Source organism: Geomicrobium sp. JCM 19038 (genome assembly GCF_000698125.1).
In the GTDB taxonomy this organism is placed as follows: domain Bacteria; phylum Bacillota; class Bacilli; order Bacillales; family Marinococcaceae; genus Geomicrobium_A.
Genome location: NZ_BAXA01000035.1, coordinates 1 through 733, shown reverse-complemented (window position 1 = coordinate 733; position 733 = coordinate 1). Strand labels below are relative to the sequence as shown.

At 47.6% G+C, this 733-nt stretch carries 1 rRNA gene; it reads right to left on the bottom strand.

What is annotated here, in order from left to right:
* Positions 1-596 (bottom strand): 23S ribosomal RNA (locus JCM19038_RS20150); the annotation flags it as partial.
* Between the last annotated feature and the right edge of the window lie 137 nt (positions 597-733).

The window sequence follows — 733 nt, the reverse complement described above, 5'->3', positions numbered from 1 at the left end:
CCCCTTAACGGCTCTGACTACTTGTAGGCACACGGTTTCAGGATCTCTTTCACTCCCCTTCCGGGGTGCTTTTCACCTTTCCCTCACGGTACTGGTTCACTATCGGTCACTAGGGAGTATTTAGCCTTGGGAGATGGTCCTCCCTGCTTCCGACGGGATTTCTCGTGTCCCGCCGTACTCAGGATCCACTCAAGAGGAAACGAAATTTCGATTACAGGATTCTTACCTTCTGTGATGGACCGTTCCAGGTCGCTTCATCTATCTCGTTTCTTTGTAACTCCGTATAGAGTGTCCTACAACCCCAAGTGGCAAGCCACTTGGTTTGGGCTATGTTCCGTTTCGCTCGCCGCTACTAAGGAAATCGCGTTTGCTTTCTCTTCCTCCGGGTACTAAGATGTTTCAGTTCTCCGGGTCTGCCTCTTATTAGCTATGTATTCACTAACAAGTACTACTCTGTGAAAAGTAGTGGGTTTCCCCATTCGGAAATCTTCGGATCAATGTGTACTTACAACTCCCCGAAGCATATCGCTGTTCGTCGCGTCCTTCATCGGCTCCTAGTGCCAAGGCATTCACCGTGCGCCCTTCTTCATTTAACCACAGGTTCTTTTCATGGTTTGATCATTTAAGATCACGCTAGGTCGGTTGTTCGTTAAGATGTTTGCACATCTCAATCGATCAACCCGGTCATGATGTCTTTTCATGCTTTCCGTTATTCAGTTTTCAAAGAACGAAT